At 68.2% G+C, this 255-nt stretch carries 1 protein-coding gene; it reads right to left on the reverse strand.

Annotated elements, in window-relative coordinates:
* Nucleotides 1-217: hypothetical protein (locus AADR41_RS42735; protein WP_342287851.1), on the reverse strand; the 217-nt coding region annotated here is incomplete at its 3' end.
* Between the last annotated feature and the right edge of the window lie 38 nt (nucleotides 218-255).

The following is a 255-nucleotide window of genomic DNA, read 5'->3' on the forward strand; positions in this document are numbered from 1 at the left end:
GCGGAGTGAGGGGGTTGGGGGTGAAGCGTTCGTGGGTGAGGTCGGGCCGGTTGTGGTAGTGCCGGGCCAGACAGATACCGCCCAGCAGGGCGTGGCCGGGGATCCCGACGGGTGCGGGCTGGTTGTGATGATCGACGACGTAAGCGGTGGTGTTCGTGACCGGCCGGCCCAGCGTCGTGGTGCCCCCGTGCGGATCGGGCTGTGTCGTCAGGCTCATCACGTTCGCCACCGAACCCTCGGTCGCACCGTACTCAT

It is taken from the genome of Streptomyces sp. CLV115 (assembly GCF_038448545.1).
Lineage (GTDB): Bacteria > Actinomycetota > Actinomycetes > Streptomycetales > Streptomycetaceae > Streptomyces > Streptomyces sanglieri.